Origin of the sequence: Clostridioides sp. ZZV14-6153 (assembly GCF_020657855.1) — a bacterium.
In the GTDB taxonomy this organism is placed as follows: Bacteria; Bacillota; Clostridia; order Peptostreptococcales; family Peptostreptococcaceae; genus Clostridioides.
This window is the reverse complement of the sequence record NZ_JAGWCZ010000109.1, coordinates 1-206: the sequence shown is the minus strand read 5'-3', so window position 1 is coordinate 206 and position 206 is coordinate 1. Positions and strand designations below refer to the sequence as shown.

Annotated in this window: 1 protein-coding gene; it reads right to left on the bottom strand. The window is 22.8% G+C overall.

The window, feature by feature from the left end; genetic code table 11:
- Positions 1-8: 8 nt before the first annotated feature.
- The coding region (locus tag KGF46_RS19930) for a transposase (RefSeq protein WP_227862259.1) at positions 9-206 on the bottom strand (198 nt) is incomplete at its 5' end.

Here is a 206-nt window from a genome sequence, read left to right as displayed (position 1 = left end):
CTTTGTATTTAAGCTATCTTATATTTTTTAGCATTTTTAAGATTAATACTTGCATTTAAATCTCTATCAATAGATAAACCACAACTATATTTATAAACTCTATCTTTAAGTTTTAAATTCTTATTAATATCTTCACACTGGCTACAAGTCTTTGATGATGGATAAAATCTATCAACAATTCTAAGTTCTATATTATTTTGCTTACA